General features: G+C 69.8%; 22 protein-coding genes. 11 read left to right on the forward strand and 11 right to left on the reverse strand.

Translation table 11 applies throughout. The features are described 5' to 3' along the window. Positions 1-3: 3 nt before the first annotated feature. The gene (locus AP428_RS12375) at positions 4-1,047 is read right to left on the reverse strand and encodes a LysR substrate-binding domain-containing protein (RefSeq protein WP_054928154.1); all 1,044 of its coding nucleotides are present in this window, start codon (positions 1,045-1,047) and stop codon (positions 4-6) included. Positions 1,048-1,153: 106 nt separating this feature from the next. On the opposite strand from AP428_RS12375, the gene AP428_RS12380 reads away from it, so the two are divergent. After that, positions 1,154-2,437, forward strand: a complete 1,284-nt coding sequence (locus tag AP428_RS12380; protein WP_054928111.1) for an MFS transporter — start codon at positions 1,154-1,156, stop codon at positions 2,435-2,437. Between the two features lie 69 nt (positions 2,438-2,506). On the opposite strand, the gene AP428_RS12385 is transcribed toward AP428_RS12380, so the two are convergent. Beyond that, on the reverse strand, positions 2,507-3,145 hold the full coding sequence (locus AP428_RS12385; protein WP_011546356.1) for a glutathione S-transferase family protein: 639 nt from the start codon (positions 3,143-3,145) through the stop codon (positions 2,507-2,509). A 111-nt stretch (positions 3,146-3,256) separates the two neighbouring features. On the opposite strand from AP428_RS12385, the gene AP428_RS12390 reads away from it, so the two are divergent. Further along, positions 3,257-4,177 (forward strand): LysR substrate-binding domain-containing protein, encoded by a 921-nt coding sequence (locus tag AP428_RS12390; RefSeq protein ID WP_054928112.1) that lies wholly within the window; start codon positions 3,257-3,259, stop codon positions 4,175-4,177. Between the two features lie 21 nt (positions 4,178-4,198). On the opposite strand, the gene AP428_RS12395 is transcribed toward AP428_RS12390, so the two are convergent. From AP428_RS12395 to AP428_RS12405, 3 genes are read right to left on the reverse strand one after another with little or no spacing between them, the layout of a single operon-like run. Beyond that, positions 4,199-6,424: a xanthine dehydrogenase family protein molybdopterin-binding subunit gene (locus AP428_RS12395; RefSeq protein ID WP_054928113.1), complete on the reverse strand. Its 2,226-nt coding sequence runs from the start codon at positions 6,422-6,424 to the stop codon at positions 4,199-4,201. Then, positions 6,421-7,422: a xanthine dehydrogenase family protein subunit M gene (locus AP428_RS12400; RefSeq protein WP_054928114.1), complete on the reverse strand. Its 1,002-nt coding sequence runs from the start codon at positions 7,420-7,422 to the stop codon at positions 6,421-6,423. Before AP428_RS12400 ends, AP428_RS12395 begins: the two co-directional genes overlap by 4 nt. 18 nt (positions 7,423-7,440) lie before the next feature. After that, the gene (locus AP428_RS12405; RefSeq protein WP_054928115.1) at positions 7,441-8,199 is read right to left on the reverse strand and encodes a (2Fe-2S)-binding protein; all 759 of its coding nucleotides are present in this window, start codon (positions 8,197-8,199) and stop codon (positions 7,441-7,443) included. Positions 8,200-8,754: 555 nt separating this feature from the next. Between AP428_RS12405 and AP428_RS12410 the strand changes: the two genes are divergently transcribed. Beyond that, entirely contained in the window at positions 8,755-9,039 is a 285-nt protein-coding gene (locus AP428_RS12410; protein ID WP_027809422.1) for a hypothetical protein, read from the forward strand. A gap of 263 nt (positions 9,040-9,302) precedes the next feature. Here AP428_RS12410 and AP428_RS12415 read toward each other — a convergent pair whose 3' ends face one another. Beyond that, entirely contained in the window at positions 9,303-9,926 is a 624-nt protein-coding gene (locus tag AP428_RS12415) for an alpha/beta hydrolase (RefSeq protein ID WP_012329348.1), read from the reverse strand. Between the two features lie 335 nt (positions 9,927-10,261). Here AP428_RS12415 and AP428_RS12420 point away from each other — a divergent pair, with 335 nt between their 5' ends. From AP428_RS12420 to AP428_RS12435, 4 genes are read left to right on the forward strand one after another with little or no spacing between them, the layout of a single operon-like run. Further along, on the forward strand, positions 10,262-11,203 hold the full coding sequence (locus tag AP428_RS12420) for a glyoxylate/hydroxypyruvate reductase A (protein ID WP_054928116.1): 942 nt from the start codon (positions 10,262-10,264) through the stop codon (positions 11,201-11,203). Between the two features lie 29 nt (positions 11,204-11,232). Next, on the forward strand, positions 11,233-12,165 hold the full coding sequence (locus tag AP428_RS12425; RefSeq protein WP_012329350.1) for a hydroxymethylglutaryl-CoA lyase: 933 nt from the start codon (positions 11,233-11,235) through the stop codon (positions 12,163-12,165). 26 nt (positions 12,166-12,191) lie between these two features. Continuing rightward, on the forward strand, positions 12,192-12,698 hold the full coding sequence (locus AP428_RS12430) for a YbaK/EbsC family protein (protein WP_012329351.1): 507 nt from the start codon (positions 12,192-12,194) through the stop codon (positions 12,696-12,698). Beyond that, complete coding sequence (locus tag AP428_RS12435) at positions 12,695-12,901, forward strand: DUF1289 domain-containing protein (protein WP_006477621.1); 207 nt, start codon at positions 12,695-12,697, stop codon at positions 12,899-12,901. The genes AP428_RS12430 and AP428_RS12435 overlap by 4 nt, the downstream gene beginning before the upstream one ends. Before the next feature lie 243 nt (positions 12,902-13,144). On the opposite strand, the gene AP428_RS12440 is transcribed toward AP428_RS12435, so the two are convergent. Next, positions 13,145-14,047, reverse strand: coding sequence for a DMT family transporter (locus tag AP428_RS12440; protein ID WP_054928117.1), 903 nt, complete (start codon positions 14,045-14,047; stop codon positions 13,145-13,147). A 112-nt stretch (positions 14,048-14,159) separates the two neighbouring features. Here AP428_RS12440 and AP428_RS12445 point away from each other — a divergent pair, with 112 nt between their 5' ends. Beyond that, the gene (locus AP428_RS12445; RefSeq protein ID WP_006477619.1) at positions 14,160-14,651 is read left to right on the forward strand and encodes an Lrp/AsnC family transcriptional regulator; all 492 of its coding nucleotides are present in this window, start codon (positions 14,160-14,162) and stop codon (positions 14,649-14,651) included. Positions 14,652-14,715: 64 nt separating this feature from the next. On the opposite strand, the gene AP428_RS12450 is transcribed toward AP428_RS12445, so the two are convergent. Next, positions 14,716-15,612, reverse strand: a complete 897-nt coding sequence (locus AP428_RS12450; protein WP_054928118.1) for an alpha/beta fold hydrolase — start codon at positions 15,610-15,612, stop codon at positions 14,716-14,718. A 249-nt stretch (positions 15,613-15,861) separates the two neighbouring features. Here AP428_RS12450 and AP428_RS12455 point away from each other — a divergent pair, with 249 nt between their 5' ends. Beyond that, a complete protein-coding gene (locus tag AP428_RS12455) occupies positions 15,862-16,821 on the forward strand; it encodes a nitronate monooxygenase family protein (protein ID WP_011546368.1) in 960 nt (319 codons plus the stop codon). A 126-nt stretch (positions 16,822-16,947) separates the two neighbouring features. Here the strand turns inward: AP428_RS12455 and AP428_RS12460 are convergent, their stop codons facing one another. The 3 genes from AP428_RS12460 to AP428_RS12470 form a co-directional block, all read right to left on the reverse strand. Then, entirely contained in the window at positions 16,948-17,910 is a 963-nt protein-coding gene (locus AP428_RS12460) for a LysR family transcriptional regulator (RefSeq protein ID WP_006477616.1), read from the reverse strand. Positions 17,911-18,105: 195 nt separating this feature from the next. Further along, complete coding sequence (locus AP428_RS12465) at positions 18,106-19,182, reverse strand: porin (RefSeq protein WP_011546370.1); 1,077 nt, start codon at positions 19,180-19,182, stop codon at positions 18,106-18,108. A 345-nt stretch (positions 19,183-19,527) separates the two neighbouring features. Further along, positions 19,528-20,019 (reverse strand): hypothetical protein, encoded by a 492-nt coding sequence (locus AP428_RS12470; protein WP_054928119.1) that lies wholly within the window; start codon positions 20,017-20,019, stop codon positions 19,528-19,530. A 346-nt stretch (positions 20,020-20,365) separates the two neighbouring features. Between AP428_RS12470 and AP428_RS12475 the strand changes: the two genes are divergently transcribed. Continuing rightward, entirely contained in the window at positions 20,366-21,397 is a 1,032-nt protein-coding gene (locus tag AP428_RS12475; protein ID WP_054928120.1) for a bile acid:sodium symporter family protein, read from the forward strand. 244 nt (positions 21,398-21,641) lie between these two features. Continuing rightward, entirely contained in the window at positions 21,642-23,483 is a 1,842-nt protein-coding gene (locus tag AP428_RS12480; RefSeq protein ID WP_027809427.1) for a phosphodiesterase, read from the forward strand. The last annotated feature ends 292 nt before the right edge of the window (positions 23,484-23,775 follow it).

Genomic DNA, 23,775 nt, shown 5'->3' on the forward strand with positions numbered 1-23,775 from the left:
GAATCACGCCGCAAGCGCTCCCTCCGTCGCCTCCCCCACCGCCTGCGTCACGATCCGCGCGAGCCGATCGACCGTCGGCGTCGCCGACGACGTGCGCCGCAGCAGGATCAGCGGCAGGCTCGGCAGCGCCGGCAGCCCGCACGACGCCGCATCGAGCACGCGCACCGACGCGGGCAGCCCGTAATGCGAGCGCACCGTCAGCCCGAGACCGGCCGCCGCGGCCGCCCATAAGCCGGCTAGGCTCGGCGTCGTGAACGCGACGCGCCACGGCACGCCCGCACGGTCGAGCGCATCGGTCGCCGCGCCGAAGAACCGGCACGGCCGGTCGAACACGACGAGCGGCAACGGCTCGTCCGTCGCACGCACGGCACGGCCGCCCTCACCGCGCACACCGCCCTCCCCACCCGCATCCCCGCCGCCGTCCATCATCCCGACACCCCCGCCCGCCACCGCGCCGATCCATTGCATCGGCACCTGCGCGATCGCCTCGCTGTCGACGCCCGTCCGCGACACGAGCGCCGCCGACGCCGGATCGCCCCACACGAGCGCCAGATCGAGCTGGTTCGCATCGAGCCGGTCGAGCAGATCGGCGTTGCGCGCGACGCGCGCCTCGATCTTCACCTTCGGATGGGCGCGCGCGAACCGCCCGAGCACGTCCGGCAGGATCGCCTCGCCGAAATCCTCCTGCAGCCCGACCCGGACCCAGCCGTCGAGCTTCACGCCCCGCACGGCCGCGGCCGCCTCGTCGTTCAGCTCGATCATCCGCCGCGCGTAGCGCAGCATCGCGTCGCCGGCGTCGGTCAGCGCGAGCCCGCGCCCGGCTTTCACGAACAGCGGCGTGCCGGCCTGCTCCTCGAGCTTGCGAATCTGCGCGCTCACCGCCGACGACGAGCGCGCGACGCGGTCGGCCGCCTTCGCGAAACTGCCGAGATCCACGCCCGCGACGAGGCTGCGCAGCGCCGCGACGTCGAAGTTGGGCCGCGCCAGCGCGGCATCGGCCCCCGCGAGCGGCTCGCCGCCGTCGCGCGGAATGTCTTGTCCGGGCATCTCAATCATCCTGATTTATCGAACGATTCATCAAAAACTTTCCGATTTTCAGGATGAATGTAGGCCGCCAGACTGTGGACGTCAACTTCGAACCGGGCCTGTCGTCATGGATACGTCGTGCATCGCTTCTCCCTCCTCGCTTGCCCGCGACGTGCGCGGGCCCGCCCATCGCTGGCGCGTGCTGGCGGCCGGCGTCGCCGCGAACCTGAGCTTTTCGGCCGCCGCGGCCGGTATTCCGACCACGGCCGTGTGGATGCGCTCGGCCTATCACCTCGACAACGGCGCGCTCGGCCTCGTGCTCGGCGCGCTCGGCTTCGGCGTCGCGCTGTCCGAGCTGCCGTGGGGAATCGCCGCCGACCGCTTCGGCGACCGCCGTGTACTGCTGACCGGGCTCGTCGCGACGGCCGCGATGCTCGCGCTGATGGTGTGCACGATCGTCCCGACCGCGCACGCGGTGCCGCCGCTGATGCGCGTCGTCGCGGCGATGTGCTGCGTCGGCCTGCTCGGCGGCAGCGTGAACGGCTCGAGCGGGCGCGCGGTGATGCGCTGGTTCGGCGAGCGCGAACGCGGGCTCGCGATGAGCATCCGCCAGACGGCCGTGCCGCTCGGCGGCGGCCTCGGCGCGGCGCTGCTGCCGTCGCTCGCGTCGCATGCCGGCTTCGCCGCGGTGTTCGGTGCGCTGATGCTGCTGTGCGCGGGATCGGCCGCGCTCACGTGGCGCTGGCTGCACGAGCCGCCCGCCGAGCCGGCCGCGGCGCACCTCGCCCCACACGTCTCCACGCCTCGCGCGGCCCAACGGCCGCAGGCCGCCAGCCCCACGCGCAATCCGCTGGCGAGCCGCCCGGTGTGGCGGATCGTGCTCGGCATCGGCCTGTTGTGCGCGCCGCAGTTCGCGGTACTCACGTTCGCGACGGTGTTCCTGCACGACTTCGGCCGGCTCGGCCTCGCCGGCATCAGCGCGGCGATGGTCGCGCTGCAGCTCGGCGCGATGGTGATGCGCGTCTGGAGCGGCCGCCACACCGACCGGCACGGCAACCGGCGCGCGTACCTGCGCGGCTCCGTGTTCGTCGCGGCCGGGTCGTTCACGCTGCTCGCGGCGGCGACGGCCGGCAGCCCGCATGTGCCGCTCGCCGCGATCGTCGCGATTCTCGTGTTCGCCGGCATCTGTGTGTCGGCGTGGCACGGCGTCGCGTACACGGAGCTCGCGACGCTCGCCGGCGCGAACCACGCGGGCACCGCGCTCGGGATGGCGAACACGGTCGTCTACCTCGGGCTGTTCGCGACGCCGCTCGCGATTCCGCCGCTGCTCGCCGCGAGTTCGTGGAGCGTGGTGTGGCTCGCGGCGGCGCTGGTCGCGGGCGCGACCTACCCGCTGTTCGCGGCGAAATAGCCGCCCCGCCCGTTTCACTCGGGCGACGCGGGCGTCGCAGCAAAGACCCGCGACGCCCGCTCCCCCTCGTCAGGCCGCCTCGCGCGCCAGCGCGCGCCGCGCGGCCGGCCGTTCGGCCTCGCGCTGTGCATGAGCGGTCCATGCGGGATGCCGGGTCATGTCGAGCCCGATCGCGACGCCCCAGCGATACAGCACGAGCAGGAACGGATCGACGATCGAATGCGCGCCCGGCTCGGCCCACGTGCGGCCGTCGGCCAGCAGGGCTTCGATCGACGCGTTCGCGGCGTCGATCGTGCCGCGCCCATGCGCGCTCACCGCGCCGTGCAGCGCCGGATCGTCGATGAAGCGGCCCGGCCGCCACAGCGCGCCATAACCGACACCATGCACCCAGCCGACCAGCCAGGCGAGCCATTCGTGGCACCGCGCCTCGCGCAGCGGATCGTCGAGCGGCAGCAATTGCGCATCCGGATAGCGGCGCGCGAGATACGTGAGGATCGCCGGCGTTTCGGTCAGCACGCGCGGCTCGCCCGGAATCGCGAGCACGGGCACGCGCGCTTTCGGGTTGATCGCGAGATAGCGCGCTTCGAGGTTCTGCTGCTCGCGCACGGACACGATCTCGACGTCGAACGGCGCGCCGGTTTCCTCCAGCGCGATGTGGGCGGCGAGCGAGCAGGCGCCCGGCGAAAGATAGAGACGATAGGCGTTCATGGCGGGGTGGCCCGACGGGCTGTGGAAGACGGAACCGAGTGTAGGAACGCATGCCGATGCGCGGCAAACGATGAATTGTCGTGCTCGGACATTAGTGATACTAATACCCGTATGCGACGCATCCACCTCCCTCCGCTGCAGACGCTGCGCGCGTTCGAAGCCGCCGTGCGGCTGCAGAGCTTCACGCGCGCGGCCGACGAACTCGCACTCACGCAAGGCGCGGTCAGCCAGCACATTCGCGCGCTCGAGGCGCAGCTCGGCTATCCGCTGTTCACGCGCGAACGCAACGGCGCGACGCCGACGCACGCCGCGCATGCCCTCGCACTGCAGGTTCGCCAGGGCCTGAGCGTGCTCGAACGCGCGTTCGAGCCGACGCTGGCGGTGCGCCGCCGCCCGCGCACCTGCGACGTAACGCTGAACGTGAGCGTGCTGCCGAGCGTCGCCGAGCGCTGGCTCGCGCCGCGCCTGCCGCGCTTCTCCGCCGCGCATCCGCACATCTCGATCGTGCTGCATCCGGACGTGGCGCTCGCGCCGCTGCGCAAGCGCGACCGCATCGACGTCGCGTTGCGCTACGGGCCCGGCACGTGGCCCGGCGTCGTCGCCGAGAAGCTGATGAACGAGACGATCTTCCCGGTCGCGAGCCCTGCATACCGCAATCGCGACGGCGTCGCGCCGCGTACGCCGGCCGATCTCGTGCGCGCGACGTTGCTGCGCCATACCGCGCAGCCGTGGGAACCGTGGTGCCAGGCCGCGCGGCTCGACCTCACCGAATCCGCGCGCGCGCCGCGCTTCACCGACACGAACGCGCTGATCGACGCGGCACTGAAAGGCCGCGGCGTCGCGCTCGCGCGCCGCTCGCTGATCGAGCCGGAACTCGCCGACGGCACGCTCGTGCGTGTGTCGACGGTACGCATCACCGACGTGTACGCGCACTACGTCGTGTGGCGCCCCGGCCATCCGCACGAAGCCGCGATCCGCACCTGGCTCGACTGGCTGCGCAGCGAAGTGCGGCGCAGGACGCCGCGGCGCTAACGCCAATGCCGATGCCGACGCTCACGCGCGCATCGGCATCGCCACCTTGTCGAGCGTGATCGGCAGATCGCGCACCCGCACGCCGGTCGCGTGATAGACCGCATTGGCGATCGCGGCCGGCACGCCGGTGATGCCGATCTCGCCGATGCCGCGAATGCCGAGCGGATTGAAATGCGTGTCGTTTTCGTCGACGAAACTCACGTCGAGTTCGCCGATGTCCGCGTTCACGGGCACGTGATATTCGGCGAGATTCGCGTTCGTGAAGCGGCCGTGCCGCACGTCGAGATGCGAGCCTTCCTCGAGCGCGGTGCCGAGCCCCCACACCATCCCGCCGATCAACTGGCTGCGCGCCGTCTTCGCGTTGAGCAGGCGGCCGACGCTGTAGACGCCGACGATGCGCGGCACGCGAATCGTGCCGAGCTCGGCGTCAACGTGCACTTCGGCGAACACCGCGCCGAACGAATGGGACGCATAGCGCGACTTCTCGTCGCCGGGCTTCGCCGTCGCCTGCGCGTCGATCGGCTGGCCGCCCGCACGCGCGATCACCGCCGCGGCCGGATCGCGCCGCGACGGGTCGCCGCGATGCACGACCCAGCCGCTGTCGACCGTCACGTCGTCGGCCGCGGCGCCGTGCAGCGGCGATCCGGAGTCGGCAATCGCCAGCGCGATCAGCTTCGCGCGCGCCTGCAGCGCGGCCTCGCGCACGGCGGGCGCGACGCTTGCCGCCGATTGCGAGCCGCCCGATACCGGCGCGCGCGGCAGACTGGAATCGCCGAGCGAAAAGCGCACGTTCTGCGGCGCGAAACCGAGCGCATCGGCCGCGACCTGCGTCATCACCGTATAGGTGCCGGTGCCGATGTCCTGCGTGCCCGACGCGACTTCGGCCGTGCCGTCCGGCAGGATGCGCGCCCGCGCCGACGCTTCGCTGCGGTTCGCCGGATACGTGGCGGCCGCCATCCCGAGGCCGATCAGCGTGTCGCCGTCGCGCATCGTGCGCGGCGCGCCGGTGCGGCGCGACCAGCCGAAGCGCCGCGCGCCGGCCTCGTAGCACTCGCGCAGCTTGTTGCTCGACCACGGCTTGCCCTCCTGCGGATCGACCGCCGCGTAATTCGCGAGCCGCAGCGCGACCGGGTCCATGCCGAGCCGCCACGCGAGCTCGTCCATCGCCGATTCCAGCGCGAACGAGCCCGACGCCTCGCCGGGCGCGCGCATGAACGTCGGCGTGCCGACGTTCAGCGACACGATCCGATGCGTGGTTGCCTGGTTCGGCACCGCGTACATGATGCGCGACGGCATCCCGCACATCTCCATCCAGTCCTCGAACGTCGACGTGGTGGCGATCGTGTCGTGGCGCATCGCGGTCAACGTTCCATCTTGGCGTGCGGCCAGCACGATGCGCTGCTCGGTGAACGGCCGCCCGCCGACCGGACCGAACATCTGAGGCCGCGTCAGCGCGAGACGAACCGGGCGCCCGACCTGCTTCGCGGCCATCGCGCACAACGACACGTGCGACCACGACGAACCCTTGCAGCCGAAGCCGCCACCGAGGAACGGTGAAATCACGCGCACGTGTTCCGGCGCGATGCCGAAGACCGCGGCCACCGCCGTGCTCGCGCTCGACACACCCTGCGTCGCGTCGTGCAGCGTGAGCGTCGGGCCGTCCCAGCGCGCCATCGTCGCGTGCGGCTCGATCGGGTTGTGGTGCTGCATCGGCGTCGTATAGGTTGCGTCGACGCGTACCGCGCCTTCGCGCAGGCCGGCCTCGACGTCGCCGCGCTGCGTATCCATCGCGCGGCCCTGCTGCTTCGGCGGCACGCGCGCGCCGCGCTTCGCCTGCGCGAAATCCACCACCGCATCGCTCGCGCGATAACGCACCTGCACCGCATGCGCGGCGTCGGTCGCCTGCTCGAGCGTTTCGGCGACGACGACCGCGACGGGTTCGTTGCTGTAGCGCACCGTGTCGTCCTGCAGCAACGTGAGCCGGCGCCCGGCGGGCGGCGACAGCGGCGGCCGGCCGCCGTTGGGCAGCCGCATCGCGTTCTCGTGCGTGATCACGATCAGCACGCCCGGCATCGCGCGGGCGCGCGCCGCATCGATCGATTCGATGCGGCCGGACGCGATCGTGCTCGTCACGAGCACCGCATGCGCGAGCCGCGCATCGGAGAATTCGGCCGCGTAATGCGCGCCGCCCGTCACCTTCAGCACACCGTCGACCCGGTCGAGCGGTTGTCCCGTCAACGTGTTCATGCGGTACCTCCCGTGGCAGCGGCTGCCGTTCCGACCGCACGGACGATCGCCCGCTGCGCGAGTGCGACCTTGAAGCCATTGCCGTCGAGTGGCCGCGCATCGCGCAACGCCAGCGTGGCCGCCTCGCGCAACGTCGCGTCGGTCGGGGTGCGGCCCGCGAGATGCGCTTCCGCCTCCGTCGCACGCAACGGCTTGTGCGCGACGCCGCCGAGCGCGATTCGCGCGTCGGCGACGCGCGGGCCGTCCATCCGCAGCGCGGCCGCGACCGACACCAGCGCGAACGCGTAGCTCGCGCGATCGCGCACTTTCAGATAGTGCGCATGGTCGGCAAAGCGCGGCGGCGGCAAGTCCACCGCGGTGATCAGTTCGCCCGGTTCGAGCGTCGTGTCGAGATCGGGCCGGTCGCCCGGCAAGCGGTGAAACGACGCGATCGGAATCTGCCGTGCGCCGCGCGGGCCGCTCACCTGCACGACGGCGTCGAGCGCGGCGAGCGCGACGCTCATGTCCGACGGGTTCACCGCCACGCACTGCGGGCTCGCGCCGAGGATCGCGTGCATCCGGTTGTGGCCGCCGATCGCCGCGCAGCCGCTGCCCGGCTCGCGCTTGTTGCACTGTGCGAACGCGGGATCGTAGAAATACGGGCAGCGCGTGCGCTGCATCAGGTTGCCGCCGACGGTCGCCATGTTGCGCAATTGCGCGGACGCGCCGGCGAGCAGCGCCTGCGACAGCAGCGGATAGTCGGCGCGCAGGCGCGGATGGTCGGCCGCGTCGCTGTTGCGTACCAGCGCGCCGATGCGCACGCCGCCGCCGGGCAGCGCGTCGACCGTATCGAGGCCCGCGATGCGTGTGATGTCGATGAGCGTGACGGGCCGCGCGACGCCGCCCTTCATCAGGTCGAGCAGGTTCGTGCCGCCGCCGATGAATGCCGCGCCGGGCCGCTGCGCCGCGCGCACGGCGCCGGCGACGTCCGTCGCGCGTTCGTAGGAGATCGCTTCCATTGCGGTGCCCTCCGTCGGCTAGCCGTGCGCCGCATGCGCGGCGCGCACGGCGGCGACGATGTTCGGGTACGCGCCGCAGCGGCACAGGTTGCCGCTCATGCGCTCGCGGATCTCGTCGTCCGACAGGTGCTCGGGACGGCGCCGCACGTCGCCGGTAGCCGCGCTCCCCGCGCCCGCCGCGAACTCGTCGAGCAGCGCGGTCGCCGAGCAGAGCTGACCGGACGTGCAGTAGCCGCACTGGAACGCATCGCATTCGACGAATGCGCGCTGCACCGGGCTCAGCTCGCCGCCGCGCGCCAGCCCTTCGACGGTCGTGATCCGCGCGCCTTCGTGCATCACCGCGAGCGTCAGGCAGGCGTTGATGCGCCGCCCGTCGACGAGCACCGTGCACGCGCCGCACTGCCCGCGATCGCAGCCCTTCTTCGTGCCCGTGAGTCCCGCGTATTCGCGCAGCGCGTCGAGCAGCGTGACGCGCGGTTCCAGCTGCAGCGTGTACGCGCGCCCGTTGATGTCGAGACGCACAGGCTGCGCCGGCACCGTATCGCGGCGGGGCGCAGCCGGCGTGGACGCCGCGTACGGGGGCTGCGAATGAACGTGCGATGCTGCGCTGACGGTCGCGGCAGCCGCCGCGGACTGCAGGAAGCGGCGCCGCGCGGCGCTGGACGGCGTATCGTGCGACAGCAGCGGCGCCCCCGCTGAATGGCTGGTCCCGAGCGGCGACGCGGCGGCATCGCGCGCCGGTTCGGCAGACGGAGAATCGGATCGATCGCTGGACATGACTTCTGCTCGCTCCATGGTGGATGGACGCGGATGTGCCGCCCGTGCCTGAATGGCAGCACGGTCGGCACGCGCATCGGCAAAGAGCAATTCGGGTGCCGCGAAATTGTGGGGACAGCGTACCGGTGCAGTGCCGGCCGCCTGTGCGTGGCGCATACCCAGCGGCAGCGGGCCGCGTTGGTGGTGATAGCGCCTTCATGACGCCACGCTGGCGCGCGGCTGGCCGTTCGCTGACGAAGCGGCAATAACGCCCGATTTTTGGGCGTGACGGGCCGGCCAACGGTCGCAAGTTGCCGGGCGCATGTGTGCCATCGCGCGCATGGCGCCCGCCTAGTCGCGGCCGGGTCGCGGCGTGGCGCGCCGTGTAAATGTGCGCAGCATCCGCGTCTGCTGGAAAATTCCGCCATGCGTGCCGGCGGATCGCCGCGACGGCCTTCGGTCAGCCTGACGAAAACCTGGCGCGATCACGCCCCGAACGCAGACGATTCACCGAAACGTCGCATCGCGGCGGCATACTCGAAAACGTTTCCCGATCAGCCTGCCAGGAGAGAAGTCATGCGTCGCGTTTCCGTCGCCGTCGTTCTGTGTGCCGCCGTGTTCGTTGCTGCCTGCAGCGACGACGCACCGCACGACGCCAACGCGACCGACGCCGCGCCGCAGGCCGGCGCCTCGAGCGGCGCCGCCAGCGCGTTCAACAGCGACGCCACCGCGAATACCGCCGCGTCCGATGCCGCGCCGCTCGCGCCGCCCGTCGTGCACTACCCGCCCGATGACGACGACGATGCGAAGCCCGCCGCGAATGCAGCCGCCTCCAGCACGGCCGCGTCGTCGCCGGGCTGATTCCGTCGCCACCTGATAGAAGTCGGTACCGCTCAGGGAGAGCGGCGGGCGCTCACGTCGAGCCAGCGCTGGCATGACGTAACGGTCGGCGACGGCATGAACGGCACGGTGTCGCGCCGCCTCACGGGCGATGCCGAGCCGGCCGGCCAAGGGATTCGGACCCGGCCGCCGTCAGGCCCGTGCGCGCGCCACAAGCGCCGCAAGCGCGACGGCGCGCGATGCCGCGACCACCGCCGCGCGGCAGGCGCCGCGCAACCCGCCCGTCAGACCGCGTGCGCGAGCGCGCGATCGACGAGCGCGGCCTCGAAGCCGTCGTCCGCGTCGCGAAAGCGCAGCGGCGCCGCACAATGCACCAGCGTGTCGATGAAATATTTCGCGCGCGGCCACGGCCCGAAGCCGGCCGCCGTGTTGATGTGCCCGGCGTCGCCGAGGTTCACGAATGCGCTGCCCAGGCGCTGCGCGAGCGCGCGCGCATCGGCGAGCGGCATCCACGGATCGGTCTCGCTGCCGATCACGATCGACGGCACCGCGAGCCGGCGCGCGTCGAACGGCCCGGCAAAGGTGAATTTCTTCGGGCTGGCCGGCGCGACGAACAGCACGCCCGCGACGTCGCCCACATGCGGCCACTGCGCGAGCGCATGCGCGGCCGCGAGGCAGCCGAAGCTGTGCGCGGCGAGCACGAACGGGCCGCGCTCGCGATCGAGCAGCGCGCGCACCGATTGCGCCCAGCCCGCGAGATCGGGCGCGTCCCAGTCGTGCTGCTCGACGCGCAACGAGCGCGGGAACTGCCGCTCGAGCCAGGTCTGCCAGTGGGCGCCTTCGCTGCCGTGCAGGCCCGGAACGGTGACGAGCCGCGGCGGCCACGCCGATTTGCTGCATGCGCGCATGATTGCCCTCGCTTGCTTGAAGACGAGGTTCGATTGTGGCGTCGGGCACGCGGCGACCGAACCAATATTTTGTGCTTTGCTTTTGCTCGGCCGACGGCCCGGCGACCGTGCGAAACGCGGCCCGGGTCGAACGCTCGGCCCGCACGACGGCGCAATGCGCGGCGAAACCGTAGAATGTGGGCTTCCCGTCAGCTTCACACGGAACCGTCCCCGCGCCGACGCGCCGGGCCGGTCGTCAGGAGTCGCCCGATGTCCGCTACGTCCGCCGGCGCGCCGCGCCCGGCTCTACTCGTCGTTCCCGCGACGCACCTCGCCGGCGCGCGCGCCGTCACGCAATGAAGATCCTGTTCCATTCACCGCATCAGGACGCCGGCGCATGGCGCGACGAGATCGCGCGTGCGCTGCCGGAAGCCGAACTGCGCGCCTGGCAGCCAGGCGATACGGCCGCCGCCGACTACGCGCTCGTGTGGCGCCCGCCGCGCGAGTTGTTCGCGCCGCGCGACGGCCTGCGCGCGATCTTCAACCTCGGCGCGGGCGTCGATGCGCTGCTCGCGCTCGAGCACGCGCATCCGGGCACGCTGCCCGCGCACGTGCCGCTGGTGCGGCTCGAAGATTCCGGCATGGCGCAGCAGATGGTCGAATACGTGACGCACGCGGTGCTGCGCTACCTGCGCCGTTTCGACGAATACGACCTGCAACAGCGCGAACGCCGCTGGCAGCCGCTCGAACCGCATGCGCGCGCGAGCTTCACCGTCGCCGTCCTCGGCCTCGGCGTGCTCGGTGCGGCAGTCGCCCGCGCGCTCGCCGCGCTCGGCCTGCCGGTGCGCGGCTACAGCCGCAGCGCGAAGCAGCTCGACGGCGTCGCGACCTTCGCCGGCGACGGCGCATTCGACGCGTGCATCGACGGCGCGAAGGTGCTCGTCAACCTGCTGCCGAGCACGCGCGACACCGACGGCATCCTGTCGGCGCGCGCGTTCGCGCGGCTCGCGCCCGGCGCGTACGTCGTCAACGTCGCGCGCGGCGCGCATCTCGTCGAAGCCGACCTGCTCGACGCACTTGCAAGCGGCCAGGTCGCCGCGACCACGCTCGACGTGTTCCAGCACGAACCGCTGCCGGACGACCATCCGTTCTGGCGCGCGCCGCGCATCACGATCACGCCGCACAGCTCGGCCGAGACGCTGCGCGCGGAAGCCGTCGAACAGATCGCCGGCAAGATCCGCGCGTTCGAGCGCGGCACGCCCGTCAGCGGCATCGTCGACTACGCGCGCGGCTACTGAATTCCGCCTACACAAAACCGGAGACAACCATGACGTTCCCCACCGCCGTCAAGATCGTCGAAGTCGGCCCGCGCGACGGGCTGCAGAACGAGAAGACCTTCGTACCGACCGACGTGAAGATCGCGCTCGTCGACCGGCTGTCGCGCGCCGGCTTCCGCAACGTCGAGGCCGCGTCGTTCGTCTCGCCGAAATGGGTGCCGCAGATGGCCGACGGCGCCGACGTGATGGCCGGCATCGAGCGCCGCGCGGGCACCGTGTACTCGGTGCTCACGCCGAACCTGAAGGGCTTCGAGAATGCGGTCGCGGCACGGGCCGACGAAGTCGTGATCTTCGGCGCGGCGAGCGAGGCGTTCTCGCAGCGGAACATCAACTGCAGCATCGCCGAGAGCATCGCGCGCTTCGAGCCGGTCGCGAAGGCCGCGAAGGACGCGGGCCTGCGGCTGCGCGGCAGCGTGTCGTGCACGCTCGGCTGCCCGTACCAGGGCGAGGTGCCGGTCGCGTCGGTCGTCGACGTCGTCGAACGGTTCGCCGCGCTCGGCTGCGACGAGATCGACATCGCCGACACGATCGGCGTCGGCACGCCGAAGCGCACGCGCGAAGTGCTCGCGGCCGTCACGCGCGTGTTCCCGCGCGAACGCCTGTCGGGCCACTTCCACGACACCTACGGCCAGGCGCTCGCGAACATCTACGCGGCGCTGTTCGAAGGGATCGAGATCTTCCACGCGTCGGTCGCGGGCCTCGGCGGCTGCCCGTACGCGAAGGGCGCGACCGGCAACGTCGCGACCGAGGACGTGCTGTACCTGATGCAGGGCCTCGGCATCGAGACCGGCATCGATCTCGCGCAGGTCGTCGCCGCCGGTGATTTCATCTCGAACGCGATCGGCCGCGCAAACGTGTCGCGCGCCGGTCGTGCACTGCTTGCCAAGGCGCAGAGCGCGGCCGACGCCGCGAACTGCGTCTGATCATCTCGTTCCACGGATTCCCCGACATGACGACACCCGCTTCATTCGATTCCCTCCCCGATTCCGCGCGACGCGTCGCGCTGCTGCTGCGCGAGCGCGGCCATGCGAAAGGCATCGTGATGCTCGCCGAAACCGGCAAGACGTCGGCCGAGGCCGCGGCCGGGCTCGGCTGCTCGGTCGCGCAGATCGCGAAGTCGATCCTGTTTCGCCGGCAGGCCGACGGCGCGCCCGTGCTGGTGATCGCGAGCGGCGTCAATCGCGTGGATGAAAGGAAGGTCGCCGAACGGGTCGGCCCGGTCGGCCGCGCGGACGCGAAATTCGTGCGCGACAACACCGGCTATGCGATCGGCGGCGTCTGTCCGATCGGCCATCTGGTCGAACCGGTCACGCTGATCGACGCCGACCTGCTCGCGCTCGACAGCCTGTGGGCCGCCGCCGGCCATCCGCACGCGGTGTTCAACCTGTCGCCGCACGAGCTCGTGTCGCTGACGGGCGCGCCGGTCGCGGACGTCGCGTTGCGGGAGTCCGCATGAGCGACGTGACGATGCCGGTCGCCACGGTCGCGTCGCCGTGCACCGACGTCTGCCGGATCGATCCGCGCACCGACTGGTGCGCGGGCTGCCTGCGCACGCGCGGCGAGATCAAGGGATGGCGTGAGTCGGACGACGACGCGAGGCGCGCGCTGCTCGCGCGGCTCGACGCGCGGCGGCGCCTGATCGCGGGCAGCGAGACATAAAAAAAAGCCGTTCAGCCTCACGGGCGAACGGCATCGAGATCGGAATCCTGTGAACGTGATCAACGTCACAGCCCGCATCATACGAGCGACGCGACCGCATCGCATCGGGTGTTTCCCTACAACTTCTTACAGCGCTTTTCACGGCTGCGCGCGACGTCATTTCGTGCGCAACCGTCGTTCCCGATACGCGCCCTCGACGGGCCGCCACGTCACCGTGCAACGGCGCCGAATCGTCTGACCGTTTCAGTTGCCGACCGCCGCGCGACGCGTGGGCACGATGCGCCAGCCGAGGTTCATGCCAGCCGCCGCGAGCAGGATCAGCAATGCGCCGAACACCTGCGTCCACGCGAGCGTCTGCCCGAACGCGACGCGATCGACGACGATCGCGACGACCGGATAGACGAACGACAGCGCACCCGTCATCGCGGTCGGCAGCTTCTGGATCGCGCCGTACAGCAGCACGTACATCAGCCCCGTGTTGACGATGCCGAGCACGATCAGGTCGAGCCATTGCCCGGCCGTCGCCGGCAACGTGTCGAAGTGCGCGAACGGTGCGAGCAGCAGGATGCCGAGGCCGACCTGCAGCAGTGCGAGCAGATGCGGCGGCGTGCCCTTCAGGTGCTTCGTGATGATCGACGAGATCGCATACAGGAATGCCGCGCCGAGCGACAGCGCGACGCCTTCCAGATATTCGCCGGGCACCGCGAGCACGGCCGGCTCGACGCGCACCACGAACACCAGCCCGGCGAACGCGAGCGCGAGCCACGCGAGCGTCGACGCGGTGATCCGCTCGCGGAACACGATGGCCCCGAGCGCGACGAGCATGAACGGCTGGGTGTTGTAGACGGCGGTCGCCATCGAGATCGACGCGCGCGAATAGGCGGCGAACAGCAGCAGCCAGTTCGCGACGATCGCGAGGCTGCCGAGCGTCACGAGCGCGAGCATCCGCGGCGAGAACAGCGAGCGGCGCAGGAAGCCGAACGCCGCGCAGACGATCGCGAGCGTCGCGGCGCCGAATATGCAGCGGAAGAACACGACATTGGTCAGCGGCTGCTGCGACGACATCACGAGCCAGCCGATCGTGCCGGACATCAGCATCGCGACGATCATCTCGGCGGCGCCGCGGCGAATTTCATTCGAGGCCATCATGAACTCCGTTGAAAAGCGGGGATGAGTTCGATTCTAGAAACTTGCTTTCGCCACAACCATGACTAAACTGAAGTGAATCCGCCAATTCACCTTCGAAAGCAAAGCGATCATGCCAAAACGCCTTTCCCCGCCCGCCGTCACGTCGCTCGACGCGACCGACCGCGCGATCGTCGCCGCGCTGGCCGACGACGCGCGCCTCGCGACCAGCGAACTCGCCCGGCAGATCGGACTGTCGGCGCCCGCGACCGCCGACCGCGTGCGGCGGCTCGAGGCGCAAGGCGTGATCGCCGCATTCACCGTCGAGCTCGATCCGCGCGCGCTCGGCTACACGCTGCAGGCGATCGTCCGCGTGAAGCCGCTGCCGGGCCAGTTGCATCTGGTCGAGGAGTTGCTGCGGCGGATTCCCGAGTTCGTCGAATGCGACAAGGTCACCGGCGACGACTGCTTCATCTGCCGGCTCTACCTGCGCACGATCGAGCATCTCGACGACATCCTGTCGAAGGTGACGGAGCGCGCGGAGACGAGCACCGCGATCGTGAAATCGACGCCCGTGCCGCGCCGCCTGCCGCCGCTCGTCGAGGACGACCACGCACACCGCTGAGCCGCGACGGCAAGCGTACATCCCTGAGCCGCGGGCGGCACGCGCCGCCCGCGCGCCCGCACCGTCATGCCGCCGCGTCGCGCGCCTCGAAGAACGCGAGCAGTTCGTCGATCAGCGCGGCGGGCGCCTCTTCCGGAATGTAGTGCCCGCAATCGAGCGCACGGCCGCTGACGTCGCGCGCGACGCGCCGCCATTCGTCGAGCGGATCGAAGCAGCGGCCGACGACGCCGTGCTCGCCCCACAGCACGCGCAGCGGGCACGCGACCTTGTTGCCGCGTTCGAGATCCGCACGGTCGTGCTCGAGATCGATCGTCGCGGACGCGCGGTAGTCCTCGCACATCGCATGCACGGCGCCCGGCTGCGCGAGCGCCGCCCGGTACGCGTCGAGCGCCTCGGGCGCGAACGGCGCCAGCCCGGCCGAGCGGTTGCCCATCACGCGCTCGATGTACGCATCGGTCTGCGCGCCCACCAGCGTCTCGGGCAGCGGCTCGGGCTGGATCAGGAAGAACCAGTGGAAATACGCGGTCGCGAACGCGCGATCGGTTTTCTCGTACATCGCGAGCGTCGGCGCGATGTCGAGCAGCATCATCCGCTCGACGGCGTCCGCGTGGTCGAGCGCGAGCCGGTGCGCGACCCGCGCGCCGCGATCGTGCGCACACACGTGGAACTGCTCGAAGCCGAAATGCCGCATCACGGCGACCTGGTCCGCCGCCATCGCCCGTTTCGAATACGGCGTGTGCCGCGCGTCGCTCGGCGGCCGGCCCGATGCGCCGTAGCCGCGCAGGTCGGTGGCGATCACCGTGAAGTGATTCGCGAGCGTCGCCGCAACGCGATGCCAGATCATGTGGGTCTGCGGATGGCCGTGCAGCAACAGCAGCGGCGGACCCGTGCCTCCTTTGACACCGAAAATGTCGGTGTCCTGCACCGTCACGCGAAACGGTGCAAACGCCTCAAACGACATGGTTTGTTTCTCGTTGGTTTGTTATGGCGGCTATTTTAGGAGCGACGACGCGTCTTCACAGCGGGCCAAGCACCCGAAACCGTAGAAAGAGAACACTCACTCGATTGCCGGCACACCGCGCAGTTTGTTAAGCTCGCGTAGAATCGCACGACCGTTCGTATTAATATGAACGAACGCGTTCCGCCGCTACACTCAATACACTCGAATCACCGTCCGACCGCAACGCCCCCCGGAGACTGGAGACATCACATGGCATTGCCCACCGTCCTGCAGAACCTGACGCTCCCCGTCATCGCGTCGCCGATGTTCATCGTCAGCTACCCCGAACTCGTGCTCGCGCAATGCAAGGCGGGCATCGTCGGTTCGTTCCCCGCGCTCAACGCGCGCCCGGCCGAACTGCTCGACGCGTGGCTCACGCAGATCCAGTCGGAACTCGCCGACCACAAGGCAAAACATCCCGATGCGGTGATCGGCCCGATCGCGGTCAACCAGATCGTCCACCAGTCGAACGCGCGGCTCGAACACGACGTGCGCGTGTGCGTCGAGCACAAGGTGCCGATCTTCATCACGAGCCTGCGCGCACCGGCGCGCGAGATCGTCGACGCGGTGCACAGCTACGGCGGCATCGTGCTGCACGACGTGATCAACCTGCGGCACGCGCAGAAGGCGCTCGAAGCGGGCGTCGACGGGCTGATCCTCGTCGCGGCCGGCGCCGGCGGCCACGCGGGCACGACGTCGCCGTTCGCGCTGGTCGGCGAAGTCCGCAAGATCTTCGACGGCCCGATCGTGCTGTCCGGCTCGATCGCGAACGGCGGCTCGATCCTCGCCGCGCAGGCGATGGGCGCCGACTTCGCGTACATGGGCACGCGTTTCATCGCGACGCAGGAAGCGCACGCGATCGACGACTACAAGCACGCGATCCTGAACGCGAAATCGTCGGACATCATCTACACGAACCTCTTCACCGGCGTGCACGGCAACTACATCCGCGAGAGCATCGAGAAGGCCGGCCTCGATCCGGACGCGCTGCCGGAATCCGACAAGACCAAGATGAATTTCGGCAGCGACAAGACCAAGGCGTGGAAGGACATCTGGGGTGCCGGCCAGGGCGTCGGCCTGATGGACGACCTGCCGAGCGTAGGTACGCTCGTCGAGCGGCTCAAGCGCGAGTACGACGACGCGAAGGCGCGGCTCGGCATCCCGCGCTGACGGAGGCGGCGCCCGGCGCGGTCGCCATCGACGCGAGATCGTCGAACCAAACGAAAAAGCGCGAACCGTTGCGGTTCGCGCTTTTTTATTGCCCCGCCGCGGCAGCGGACGGGCCGACGATGCGGCTCAGACCGCGCGCTTCATCCGCGTGATCGGCAGCACGCGCAGCCGCGATTCGATCGACGGGCACAGCGACTGCCCTTCGAAACGCGCGGCCAGGAAATCGACGAACGAGCGCACCTTCGCGGACACGTGGCGACGGCTCGCATACACCGCATAGATCGGCGCCTCGTGCGGCGGCACGGAATCGAGCAACACCGGCACGAGCCGGCCCGATTCGATGTCGTCGCCGACCACTTCGGTGCCGAGCAGCGCGATGCCCGCGCCGGCGAGCACGGCCGCGCGCAGCCCTTCGAGATGGTTCACGATCAGGTTGCCGTTCAGGCTCACGCGCGACGCGGCGGCCGCGTCGATCACGAGCGAGTCGAGCATCGTCGAATTCGAATCGCGCCGCAGGTAGTTGTGGTTCGCGAGATCGGCGATCGTCTGCGGCGTGCCGTGTTTCTCGAGATACTCGGGCGACGCGACCAGCAGGATGTGCGCGGTCGCGATCTGCCGCGCGACCAGCGACGACGATTTCAATCCGTTCGGCGCCGCGCGCACCGCGACGTCGTAGCCTTCCTCGATCAGGTCGACCACGCGATCGGACAGCGTCATGTCGACGGTCACGTCCGGGAACCGGCCCGCGTAATCGGTGACGGCCTGCATCACGTGCCGCAGCCCGAACGCGGACAGCGACGTCACGCGCAACCGCCCCTGCGGCACCACGCTCGCGGCGCCGACGGCCTGGCCGGCTTCGTCGAGTTCGGACAGCGCCTGCACGAGGCGCTCATAGTATTCGCGTCCCGCCTCGGTCGGCGCGACGCGTCGTGTCGTGCGATGCAGCAGCCGCGCGCCGAGCTGCTGCTCGAGGTGCATCACGTGCTTGCTCGCCATCGCCGCCGACATCTGCATGCGCTCCGCCGCGCCGACGAAGCTGCCCACTTCGACGACGTAGCGAAACACATTCATGCTGACGAGGGTATCCATCGAACTAGCTCGCAATCCCGGGGGAATCAACCAATTACGAGATAGGGTAACAAAGGCGAGGAAACAGAAAGGTCAAGAAAGGCAAAACGGCGCCGCGGGTGACGGCGCCGTTTTGGGTAGCAATGACGGGCGGAAAACATGCAGCCGAAACACGCGATTGACGCGCGCGTCCGGCGCACCGATCGCGCGTGCGCGTCAGAACTTCGCGCGGATGCCTGCGCCGAACGTGTTGCCGGTCGACAGGCCGCTGATGTGGTCGTTCATGTAGGCCGCGTAGACGTCGGTGCGCTTGGACAGCGGATAGTCGTAGCCGACGGCCCACGTCTGGCGCGTCTGGTCGAGGCCGCCCGCGTCGCGCGAATACGCATACGACGCCATCGCGTTGCCCACGCCGATCGGCACCGACACGCCGCCCTGCGCGGTGTTGACGTGCCAGCTGCCCGCGACCTGGTCGTTCTTCGTATACATGTACTGGCCGAACAGCTTCACGAGCTTCAGGTCGTAGGTCGCGCCGACCAGCGCGATGCCCTGGCTCTTCATGCCGGTCACGAGCGCGCTCAGGTCCTGCGGGCCGTTGTTGAAGTTCACGTACTGATACACGGCGGTCGCCGCGAACGGGCCGTTCGCGTAGTTGAACTGCGCGCTCCACTTCTTCGAACGGTTGTCGCCGGCCTGGTTGCCGAGTGCGTACATCGCGCCGAAATTCAGGCCACCGAACGAAGGCGACGTATAACCCACCGCGTTGTTCCAGCCCGAATCGCCGACCGCGCCCTGGTCGCTCGGATAGGTCGGGAACGTGCCGAGGCCGAGGAACACGTGATACACCATCGGCGAGAAGGTGTACGAGTCGTAGAACGGGTTGAACAGGATCGTCGACAGGAACAGGTGCGTCGTCAGGCGGCCCGCCGTCACCGTGCCGTACGGCGAGCTGATGCCGACGTACGCGTTGCGCGCGAAGAACGTGTCGCCCTGGAAGCGGCCGTACTGGCCGTTCTGCGCACGGAAGAAGCTCTCCAGCGTGAAGATCGCCTTGTAGCCGTCGCCGAGATCCTCTGCGCCGTGCAGGCCCCAGTACGACGTCGACATGCCGCCGCCCGACACGTTCCACGCACGATCGCCGCCGGGGAACTTGGTGGCGCCGACCCATTCGTCAACCTGCCCGTAGAGCGAGACGCTCGATTGCGCATGGACGGGTGCGGCGGCCGCCACGCAGGCGGCCGCGGCGATCAGCTTGACGGACGTGCGCGACGCACGGCGAGCGAATGCTTTCATGGGATCTCCAGGTTTTGTCGGATAGTCGATAAGTGGCGCGAGCGTTGTTGTTTGGAGCCGAGTGCTTGCGTCGTATGGGGCGCAGCCATCTTTACGGATCATTCGTCCGGTCAAAATTGCGCACACTTATTGCGGGTATAGCGCCGGCATTAACTTCGCGGAATGTATCCATGGCCGGATGCACCGCGGCGGCCCGGCGCGAGCGCGGTCGCGCGGGCGGGCGGCGGCGTGGCATACGCGTGCCGGGCGCGAAAGATAGCGCAATGCGGGGGGAAAATCAGCGGAAATCTGCGCGCGACTGTGGCGAATTCGCATCAGCCGGCAGGGAGACGAGCGCCGAGGCGCTCAGTTTCGGTAGAACGGGGAGAAAGAAGGTGAGTGTGCAGGCTCTTCCTGCGAGCGGGGCGGCGGCATCGGGCGACCGCCGCGCTCCTCGTTGTAGCGGGCGACGTCGGCGCGGATCGAACCGGCCCGCAGCGGGACGTTGCCGCCGCCCGGCGGGCGCGGCATCTGGCGGACTTCGGCGCTGATCGGCCGATACGGGCTTTGCGCGGCGTAATGGCCGTACGACGGCGTCGGGCGCAGCCCCCAGCGGGAGCCCGAGCCGTTCACGCCGCCGGGACGCACGCCGGCAGGCGGCGCAGCGCGGCGCCAGATGGGACCCGCGCCGGGGCCGCCGGCCTGCTGGCCGTACGCGCGCATGTCGCCGCCGCCGAAGCCGTGCCCCCCGAACCCGTGACCGCCATGGGGCGGCTGGGCGAGCGCAAGCGGCATCAGCAGCGCGCCGAGCACGCCTGCCACCCATCGTCCGATCTTCCGTTTCACCCGTTCCGTCATCGTTCCGTGCCCATCGACGCCCGCCGTCGGTTCCTTTCGGCCGACCCAAGGCTTTCAGCAGTAATTTATGGGTGGGGGGAAAGAGTGTCGAGCCAAAAAGTGTTATGTCGCCGGCATCGGTGTAACACCATGTTACTGCTAGGTTTTTTCGCTTCGGCGGGCGGTCGCGACAGAACATTCTTCTGCCGTTTCGAGTGCGGCCGGGCAACTGTGGTAGCCGCCATCTCATGCAATCGGTTCATCAATCGATTCGCACAATGAATTTGTGTAGTGAATCGCCAACCGGGACAATAACGCCATCCGCGCGCGCGACGCGCACCTTCGCCATTTTCGAATCGAGTTCCCGATGGCCCGTCCCCGTTTTCTGCCCGACAACTTCACGCTCGCGCTCGTCGGCACCGTCGTGCTCGCGAGCCTGCTGCCCTGCCGCGGCCCGGCCGCCCATGCGTTCAACTGGGCGACCAACCTCGCCGTCGGCCTGCTGTTCTTCCTGCACGGCGCCAAACTGTCGCGCGAAGCCGTCGTTGCCGGCGCGACGCACTGGCGGCTGCACGCGGTCGTGCTGCTCAGCACGTTCGCGCTGTTTCCGCTGCTCGGCCTCGCGCTGAAACCCGTGCTGCAGCCGCTCGTCACGCCGACGCTGTATGCGGGCGTGCTGTTCCTGTGCACGCTGCCGTCGACGGTCCAGTCGTCGATCGCGTTCACGTCGATCGCCAAGGGCAACGTGCCGGCCGCCGTGTGCGCGGCCTCCGCGTCGAGCCTGCTCGGGATCTTCGTCACGCCGGCGCTCGTCGGGCTGATGATCACGTCGCAGTCGGCCGCCGCGGCGTCGCCGTGGAGCACCGTCGGCAGCATCGTGATGCAGCTGCTCGTGCCGTTCATCGCCGGCCAGCTGCTGCGGCCCGTGATCGGCGGCTGGATCGACCGCAATCGCGGCGTGCTGCGCTTCGTCGACCAGGGCTCGATCCTGCTGGTCGTCTACGTCGCGTTCAGCGAGGCCGTCAACGAAGGGCTGTGGCACCAGATTCCGCCGCGCGCGCTCGGCGGCCTGCTGGTCGTCAACCTCGTGCTGCTCGCGATCGCGCTGCTGCTGACCGCGTTCGTCAGCAAGCGGCTCGGCTTCAACCGCGCGGACCAGATCACGATCATCTTCTGCGGCTCGAAGAAGAGCCTCGCGGCCGGCGTGCCGATGGCGAAGGTGATCTTCTCGGCGAACGCGGTCGGCGCGATCGTGCTGCCGCTGATGCTGTTCCACCAGATCCAGCTGATGGCGTGCGCGGCGCTCGCGCAGCGCTGGGGCGCACGCGACACGAGCGGCGAGCACGACGAGGGCGACACGGCAGCCGCGTCGGGTGCGCTGAGCACGGGCAAGCGCTGACGCGTCGGGGGGCAGGAGGGCCGCCGGTGGCGGCCTTCCGCCTTCCGCCTCCCGCCTCCCGCCTTCCGCACCCGGCCCTCCGCCTTTCACACGCAGCCTCCCGTCCGCCCCCTTCGCACCATGCGCCCGCGCGGGCCCGGCGCGATGCACCGGCAACGCCCCCTCGTGTCACGAAATCTTCATTCAACTCTCCGCGAGCGGTGCCGTTAAGCCGGGCGTCCCGTCGATTCGGCTGCCCTCGCCCATGCCCGCGCTCCCTTCCGATTCCGCTGTCGCCCGCACTACGCGCCTGATCGCGGAACGCGCGCTCGCCGCCGTGTTCCAGCCGATCGTCGACCTCGGATCGGGGACGGTCATCGGTTACGAAGGGCTGATCCGCGGCCCGCGCGGCACCGACCTCGAGCCGCCGGCCGCGCTGTTCGCGCAGGCCGCGCGCGACGGCGAAACCATCGCGCTCGAACGGGCCGCCGCGCTCACCTGCCTCGACGCGTTCGCGGCGCTCGGCTGCGACGGCAAGCTGTTCCTCAATTTCAGCGCGGGCACCATCCTCACGCTCGCCAGCGAACGCGAGCGCGCACGTCAATTCCTCGGCCGCGCGCGGATCGGCGCGGAGCGCATCGTGATCGAGCTCACCGAGCAGAACGCGATTCCCGATCTCGCGGACATCGGGCCGGCGGTCGCATCGTTGCGCGACGCCGGCATCCAGTTCGCGCTCGACGACTACGGCACCGCGAACGCCAGCATGAACCTGTGGCTGCGCCTGCATCCGGACGTCGTGAAGATCGACCGCTTCTTCATCCACGACATCGCGCGCGATCCGCTCAAGTTCGAAGCCGTGAAGGCGATGCAGCACTTCGCGCAGGCGAGCGGCGCGAAGCTGATCGCGGAAGGCATCGAGAACGAATGCGACCTGATCGTCGTGCGCGACATGGGCATCTGCTGCGTGCAGGGCTTCCTGCTCGGCCGGCCGAACGCGCAGCCGTCGCGGGTGGTCGCGCCGGCCGCGCGCGACGCGATCCGCGCGCCGCACATCGCGGTGTTTCCCGGCGTGACGCGCGCGGTGCGGCCGGCCGGCACGATCGCCGGGAAGATGCTCGTGCCCGCCCCGGCGCTGCCGCGCGACGCGACCAGCAACGACGTGCTCGAGCTGTTCAACCGGATGCCCGACCTGCACGCGGTCGCGCTCGTGGAACGCGGGCGGCCGGTCGCGCTCGTGAATCGGCGCGGCTTCATCGACCGCTTCGCGCTGCCGTATCACCGCGAGGTGTTCGGCAAGAAACCGTGCCTTCAGTTCGCGAACGACGCGCCGCTGATGATCGACAACGCGACCACCTTCGAGCAGCTCGCGATGCTGCTCGCGAGCCACGACCAGCGCTATCTCGCCGACGGCTTCGTGATCACCGAGCACGGCCGCTATGTCGGGCTCGGCACCGGCGAGAGCCTGGTACGCGCGGTGACCGAGATGCGCATCGAGGCCGCGCGCTACGCGAATCCGCTGACCTTCCTGCCCGGCAACATCCCGATCAGCGCGCACATCGACCGCCTGCTCCAGCGCGACGCCGGCTTTCACGCGTGCTACGTCGACCTGAACCAGTTCAAGCCGTTCAACGACCAGTACGGCTACTGGCAGGGCGACGAAGTGCTGAAGTTCGCCGCGACGGTGCTGGCCGGCGTGTGCGATCCGCAACGCGACTTTCTCGGCCACGTCGGCGGCGACGATTTCCTCGTGCTGTTCCAGCGCGACGACTGGCGCGAGCGCGCCGCCGACGCGATCGCGCGCTTCAACGACGGCGCGCAACTCTTCTACACGCAGGTCGACCGGCAGGCGGGCGGGCTGCGCGGCGAGGACCGCCACGGCAATCCGGCGTTCTTCGGCTTCGTGACGATGGCGATCGGCGCGGTCGGCGTGCCGGCCGGCGCGCACGGCGCGAAACGCTACGGCAGCGACGAGATCGCGTCGGTCGCGGCGCTCGCGAAGCGGCGGGCGAAGCAGCAGCCGGACGGGCTCGCGGTGGTCGATCTCGATGCCGGCCGCGCCGCGCTGCGCGATCGCGGCGAACCGCCGGCCGTGGCGGTGGCGGGCTGAACGGCGCGCAGTCGCCGGGGATGCACGGACACGGAAGCACCTGCGCATCGTGCGACGGGGCCGATGCGAGGCGGCGCAAGGTTCGGCCGTTGCGCAACGGCACGTCGTCGTCACGCGCGCAGGCCAAGGGCGCCGCGCCCTCATGCTCGCCCCTGCCCCGCAGCCGCGCTGTTGCCCTTTTCCAGCGGCACCATCCGCCGCCAGACACCCGCACCCCCACCTTGCCTTTTTCGCGTTTTGTTTAGTATTTTTAGTAACAGCGTTTTCGCAGATTAGCGCTTAAAAACCCGTT

The organism is Burkholderia sp. E168m22 (genome assembly GCF_001319805.1).
Taxonomy (GTDB): Bacteria; Pseudomonadota; Gammaproteobacteria; order Burkholderiales; family Burkholderiaceae; genus Burkholderia; species Burkholderia orbicola.